The sequence below is a fragment of the Mesorhizobium sp. genome, assembly GCF_024509055.1.
Classification (GTDB): Bacteria; Pseudomonadota; Alphaproteobacteria; order Rhizobiales; family Rhizobiaceae; genus Mesorhizobium.
On sequence record NZ_JANINM010000444.1, the window covers coordinates 114332 to 120544 of the forward strand.

The 6213-nt window shown below is 64.2% G+C and carries 6 protein-coding genes and 1 pseudogene; all 7 read left to right on the forward strand.

Annotated elements, in window-relative coordinates:
* The first annotated feature begins 15 nt into the window (after nucleotides 1-15).
* Nucleotides 16-1422: a PLP-dependent aminotransferase family protein gene (locus Q0L57_RS25355; RefSeq protein ID WP_296745808.1), complete on the forward strand. Its 1407-nt coding sequence runs from the start codon at nucleotides 16-18 to the stop codon at nucleotides 1420-1422.
* 147 nt (nucleotides 1423-1569) lie between these two features.
* Nucleotides 1570-3801, forward strand: a complete 2232-nt coding sequence (gene purL / locus Q0L57_RS25360) for a phosphoribosylformylglycinamidine synthase subunit PurL (protein ID WP_296745809.1) — start codon at nucleotides 1570-1572, stop codon at nucleotides 3799-3801.
* Nucleotides 3798-4316: a hypothetical protein gene (locus Q0L57_RS25365; RefSeq protein WP_296745810.1), complete on the forward strand. Its 519-nt coding sequence runs from the start codon at nucleotides 3798-3800 to the stop codon at nucleotides 4314-4316. The genes purL and Q0L57_RS25365 overlap by 4 nt, the downstream gene beginning before the upstream one ends.
* 114 nt (nucleotides 4317-4430) lie before the next feature.
* Complete coding sequence (locus Q0L57_RS25370; RefSeq protein WP_296745811.1) at nucleotides 4431-4664, forward strand: BolA family transcriptional regulator; 234 nt, start codon at nucleotides 4431-4433, stop codon at nucleotides 4662-4664.
* A 26-nt stretch (nucleotides 4665-4690) separates the two neighbouring features.
* Entirely contained in the window at nucleotides 4691-5422 is a 732-nt protein-coding gene (locus Q0L57_RS25375) for a class I SAM-dependent methyltransferase (RefSeq protein WP_296745812.1), read from the forward strand.
* 136 nt (nucleotides 5423-5558) lie between these two features.
* A complete protein-coding gene (gene grxD / locus Q0L57_RS25380) occupies nucleotides 5559-5894 on the forward strand; it encodes a Grx4 family monothiol glutaredoxin (protein WP_095806028.1) in 336 nt (111 codons plus the stop codon).
* A 146-nt stretch (nucleotides 5895-6040) separates the two neighbouring features.
* Nucleotides 6041-6213 (forward strand): annotated as a pseudogene (locus tag Q0L57_RS25385) (MFS transporter); the annotation flags it as partial.

Sequence of the window (6213 nt, forward strand, 5' to 3'; positions counted from 1 at the left end):
TAGAAAATTGTTACCATGACAAATTGGCTTCCTGATCTCTCCTCTGGTGCCGGTCCTCTGTACCAGCGCCTTGCTGACAGCATTGAGTCAGATATCGACAAGGGCGTCATCGATGCCGGTGCAAAACTGCCGCCGCAGCGTGACCTCGCCTATGACATCGGCACCACCGTCGGCACTGTCGGCCGGGCCTATCAGCTGTTGCGCGAACGCGGCCTAGTGAGCGGCGAAGTCGGACGCGGCACCTATGTGCTCGCGCAGGGCGACAGCCCCAAGCCGGACCTGGAGTCCACCGGGCAAGGCACCCGGTTCATCGATGCGCCGACCGGCAAGCTGCGCTTCGACAGCACCGCCGCTCCCGATGTCGGCCAGGGCGCGATCATCGCCGAAACGCTGGCGCGGACTGCTCAGGAGCACCCACACGACATATCGAGCTATACGAGGGACTTTCCCGAACGCTGGTACGAAGCGGGCAGCCGCTGGCTTGCGCGCAACGCCTTCCGGCCCTCGCCCGATTCCATCGTGCCGACGCTCGGCACCCATGCCGCCGTGATGGCGGCGATCGCCGCGCTCACCATGCCCGGCGACTATGTCGTATTCGAGCATCTCACCTATTCGCAGATCTCGCGCAGCGCCGGGTTGATCGGACGCCGCACGGCATTGGTCTCGGCGGATGACGAAGGGGTCGACCCGGACGATTTCGAACGCGTCTGCGCGCAAAAACATCCAAAGATGATGTTCGTGATGCCGACGGCGAAGAACCCGACGCTGGTCACGCTCTCGGCGGAACGACGCCAGGCGATTGCGCGCATCGCGCGCGAGTACAATGTCGTGCTGATCGAGGACGATCTCTATGGCGAGCTGACCGATGATCCGACGCCGCTGCTCGCCGAATACGCGCCGGAACGCACGATCGTCGCCGGCGGCTTGTCGAAATCGGTCGCGGCCGGTGTACGCAGCGGCTGGCTGTCCTGTCCGCCGGCCTACCGCCATCGCATTCGCGTCGCGCACAAGATGATGACCGGCGGCCTGCCCTTCCTGCTGGCGGAGGTCGGCACGAGGTTGATCATGTCGGGCCAGGCCGGTGAGATCAGGCAGCGTTGCATTGCCGAAATCCAGGCGCGCATCGCCATCGTGCGCGAAACGCTGGCGGGATTCGAGGTCAAAGCGAAGGACAATGTTCCCTTCGTCTGGCTGACCTTGCCGGACCCCTGGTTGTCCGGCACTTTCAAGAATGCGTGCCTGGCGCAAGGCGTGCTCATCGATGACGAGGACGAGTTCAAGGCCGGCCGCTCCGAGCAGGTCTTCCACGGCGTCCGCTTCGGTGTATCGCAACCGCGGCAAAGCAGGGATGTCGCCGGCGGGGTCGCCGTCATCCGCCGCCTGCTCGACGAAGGCCGTGCCGGCTACGACAGTTTTTCCTGACGAGCGCCGCCGGCCCTGGCGATCCGACAGGCGCGACCTTGTGGCTTTCCGGCGTTTTTCATCAACCGATGGGGTGTATCGAGCGAAAGCTTGCGATAAGAGGGGACTCGAAAAACTCCCCTCCTCCACGGATAAAAATCGCCGCTCATGACCATTTCCAATTCCGTGCCGATCACCCCCGAGCTCGTTGCCGCGCACGGGCTCAAGCCCGACGAATACCAGCGCATCCTCGATCTGGTCGGGCGCGAACCGAGCTTCACAGAACTCGGCATCTTCTCGGCGATGTGGAACGAGCACTGCTCCTACAAGTCGTCCAAGAAATGGCTGCGCACCCTGCCCACCAGCGGCCCGCAGGTGATCCAGGGTCCCGGGGAGAATGCCGGCGTGGTCGACATCGGCGACGGCGACTGCGTCGTCTTCAAGATGGAGAGCCACAACCACCCGTCCTATATCGAGCCCTACCAGGGTGCGGCGACTGGCGTCGGCGGCATCCTGCGCGACGTCTTCACCATGGGCGCGCGTCCGGTCGCCGCGATGAATGCCCTCCGCTTCGGTTCGCCTGACCATCCCAAGACCCGGCACCTCGTCGCCGGCGTGGTTTCGGGCGTCGGCGGCTACGGCAATTCCTTCGGCGTGCCGACCGTCGGCGGCGAGGTCAATTTCGACCCGCGCTACAACGGCAACATCCTGGTCAACGCATTTGCTGCAGGCCTCGCCAAGACCAACGCCATCTTCCTGTCGCAGGCCAAGGGCGTCGGCCTGCCGGTCGTCTATCTCGGCGCCAAGACCGGGCGCGACGGCGTCGGCGGCGCCACCATGGCTTCCGCCGAATTCGACGACAAGATCGAGGAGAAGCGCCCGACGGTTCAGGTCGGCGACCCGTTCACCGAGAAATGCCTGCTGGAGGCCTGCCTCGAGCTGATGGCGTCGGGCGCCGTCATTGCCATCCAGGACATGGGCGCGGCCGGCCTCACCTGCTCGGCGGTCGAGATGGGAGCCAAGGGCGATCTCGGCATCGAGCTCGATCTCGACAGGGTTCCAGTGCGCGAAGAGCGCATGAGCGCTTATGAGATGATGCTCTCGGAAAGCCAGGAGCGCATGCTGATGGTGCTGCGCCCCGAGAAGGAAGAGGAAGCCGAGGCGATCTTCCGCAAATGGGGCCTCGACTTCGCCATCGTCGGCAAGACCACAGACGATTTGCGCTTCCGCGTGCTGCACCAGGGCGATGAGGTCGCCAATCTGCCGATCAAGGAGCTTGGCGACCAGGCGCCGGAGTATGACCGTCCCTGGATCGAAGCGAAGAAGCCGGCGCCCCTGGCCGCCAGCGATGCGCCCAGGGCCGATGTCGCGGACGTGCTGCTGAAGCTGCTCGGCGGGCCGGACCTTTCCTCACGCCGCTGGGTATGGGAGCAGTACGACACGCTGATCCAGGGCAATTCGCTGCAGCTTCCCGGCGGCGATGCCGGCGTGGTGCGCGTCGAGGGCCATCCGACCAAGGCGCTGGCCTTCTCCTCCGACGTCACGCCCCGCTATTGCGAGGCAGATCCTTACGAGGGCGGCAAGCAGGCTGTGGCCGAATGCTGGCGCAACCTGACCGCCACCGGCGCCCTGCCGCTCGCCGCCACCGACAACCTCAATTTCGGCAATCCGGAGCGACCCGAGATCATGGGCCAGTTCGTCGGCGCCGTTAAGGGCATCGGCGATGCCTGCCGGGCGCTCGGCTTCCCGATCGTCTCTGGCAATGTCTCGCTCTACAACGAAACCAACGGCCGCGGCATCCTGCCGACCCCGACCATCGGCGGCGTCGGGCTGATCGCCGACTGGTCGAAAATGGCCCGCATCGGCTTTGCCGCCGAAGGCCAGATGATCGTGCTGGTCGGCGCGCCGCCGAGCTGGGGCAGCCATCTTGGCCAGTCCGTCTACATGCGCGACATCCACGGCCGGGCCGACGGTCCGCCGCCGCCAGTCGACCTCGAACATGAAAAGCGCGTTGGCGACCATGTACGAGCGCTGATCGCCTCCGGCATCGTCACCGCCGCCCACGACGTCTCCGACGGCGGCCTGGCGATAGCGCTCGCCGAAATGGCGATGGCCTCCGGCATCGGCGCGACCATTCCTGGGCTGACCGGCACCGATCCCATTCCGGTCTGGTTCGGCGAGGACCAGGGCCGCTACCTGCTGACACTGTCGATCGATCCGCAAAGCGCCGAATGGGACAGGATCTGCGAGGAGCAGAGCATGCTCGGCATCTTCGCGCCGTGGATCGGCACGACCGGCGGCCGAGAACTGAAGCTCGGCGAGGCGCGCGCGATCCCGGTCGGCGAGCTCACCGCGGCCCATGAGGGCTGGTTCCCGCGCTTCATGGATCAGACAGCTTGACGAGGCTGGCGGTCCGGGCGCTGCTTGCAGTCGTCTTCTGGCCGTCCCTGTTCTTCTTTTGGTTCCTGGGACCGTTCATCTTTTTCCTGCTGTCGACGACGTCGAGCGATGTCTGCCCACGTCTCGAGACCCGCGCCGAGTTTCTTGCCGCGGCCAACGGCGCGCTTCCGATGCTGGCCGTCCAGGACCTCCTCTATGCGGTTCCGATCCTGTGCCTGATTCTTTGGCAGCGCCTGTTGCCGGATCCTGTCCGGGCAAGGCACATCGTCACCTGCGTCAAGCTTTTTGGCGTAACGGTCGTCACCGGTGCGCTTTGGGCTTACGGATCCTCGCTTCTGTGCGACGGCTACGGCCAGCCATTCTTCTCCCCCGCCTGGCAGTGGACCAGTTACCTGCCCCTGGTCAGCATCGTGATCAACATTCCGCTCTATGTGCTGACCTTCAGCCTCGGTCGCGGCTACTCGATGCGTGAAGACGCGCCGGATACGGCCCATCCAGATCAGAATACCCCGTAAGCCCTCGACCCTGGACGGAACGGCTTCAATCCGGACCGGAAAGGCTTTAGGCTCAGGCGACTCTCTCATCGCACGGGCTGCACCGCTCCCCCGCTCGAAAAACAGGATTTTGCCATGGCAATGGATGCGCGCGATATCGAACGGCTGATCAAGGAAGGCATTCCGGACGCCAAGGTGACGATTCGCGATCTCGCCGGCGACGGCGACCACTATGCCGCCGAAGTCGTGGCCGAAAGCTTCCGGGGCAAGAGCCGCGTGCAGCAGCACCAGATGGTCTACAACGCGCTGAAGGGAAATATGGGCGGCGTGCTTCATGCGCTTGCCCTGCAGACCAGCGCTCCCGACTGAGCCTTCCCAACTTTCGAGCAAAGATCATGGCCAGCGATGCAACGCCGATCGCGAAACGTGCCTATGCCTCCTTCGCGGATCGCTACGATGCGCTGGCGCCGACCAAGCCGCATAACGGGCTCTATGAACGTCCCGCTACCCTCGCGCTCGTGGGCGATGTCGAGGGGTTGGACATTCTCGACGCCGGCTGCGGTTCAGGCATCTGCACCGAGAAGCTGGCGCGCGCCGGCGCGCGTATCAGCGCCTTTGACGTGACACCCGAGATGACAGCGCTTGCCCGACGCCGCTGCGCTGGTCTCGATGTCGACATCCGCGAGGGCGACCTGACCCGACCGCTGGAGTGGCTCGCCGACAATAGTGTCGATGGCGTGGTCTGCTCATTGGCGCTCGACTATGTCGAGAAGCTGGGACCTGTTTTCTCGGAATTCCACCGTGTGGCGCGCCCCGGCGGCTGGCTGGTCTTCTCGATGGGTCATCCGATGCGCGACTGGGAAGATGTCCGCAGCCGAGGCGACAAGACCTATTTCGAGACCAATCTGTGGGGCATGCACTGGGCCGGATTCGGCGAGCCCAAGCCTTATGTCGAATCCTACCGCCGGCCACTAGGCGACATCCTGAACGGCCTCATCGATGCCGGCTGGAGGCTCGACCGCTTCGTCGAACCGCGCCCGGTGCCGGAAATGGAAGCCGTCGATCCCCGGCACTTCGCCGAGCTGAACCTGGCGCCGGCATTCATCTGCGTGCGCGCCAGCAAATAGCGGCTTGGCCCAAGAACGCGTGATCCCTTGCGCCATTTCGGTGGCGTCGCGGCTAACGTCTTGTTTCAGCCAACCTATGGGTTTATTTGAGGGGCATGCTTCGAGCCTGACTCCCACAGGCGTGAAAGGATCGTCCATGAGCGGCATCAACGACTACATCGACAATGAAGTGAAGAGCAACGACGTCGTCCTCTTCATGAAGGGTACGCCCGGTTTCCCGCAGTGCGGCTTCTCCGGCCAGGTGGTGCAGATCCTCGACTACATCGGGGCCGACTACAAAGGCGTGAACGTCCTCGACTCGGCGGAACTGCGCCAGGGCATCAAGGACTACTCCAATTGGCCGACCATCCCGCAGCTCTACGTCAAGGGCGAGTTCGTCGGCGGTTGCGACATCGTGCGCGAGATGTTCCAGGCCGGCGAGTTGCAGGACTTCCTGGTCGAGAAGGGTGTCAGCGTCAAAGGCGCTGCCTGATTGAACACGCTGCCGGCTGTCTGGCCGGTGGCGCTCATTTCCGGGGTTGCCCCACCTCGGCATTGTTGTTCTCGATACTTTGAGAACGAGACGAATGGATGCGCCGGTCTCCCGGCGCATGTTCGTTTGAATGATCGGATTTTGTCGTGGACAAGCAGGCAGCAGCGCAGCAATCGGCAACGAGCTTGCCCATTCCGCGCTGGGAATTCATTGCGCTCTGCGCGGCGCTGATGGCGCTCAACTCTTTGGCCATCGACATCATGCTGCCGGCCCTGCAGCAGATCGGCGCCTCGCTTGGGGTCGAGAGCGAGAACCACCG

Excerpts from the sequence above, each read along its gene's own strand:
- grxD (WP_095806028.1), top strand. The coding sequence starts at position 5,559 with ATGAGCGGCATCAACGACTACATCGACAATGAAGTGAAGAGCAACGAC.
- purL (WP_296745809.1), top strand. The coding sequence starts at position 1,570 with ATGACCATTTCCAATTCCGTGCCGATCACCCCCGAGCTCGTTGCCGCG.
- Q0L57_RS25355 (WP_296745808.1), top strand. The coding sequence starts at position 16 with ATGACAAATTGGCTTCCTGATCTCTCCTCTGGTGCCGGTCCTCTGTAC.
- Q0L57_RS25370 (WP_296745811.1), top strand. The coding sequence starts at position 4,431 with ATGGCAATGGATGCGCGCGATATCGAACGGCTGATCAAGGAAGGCATT.
- Q0L57_RS25375 (WP_296745812.1), top strand. The coding sequence starts at position 4,691 with ATGGCCAGCGATGCAACGCCGATCGCGAAACGTGCCTATGCCTCCTTC.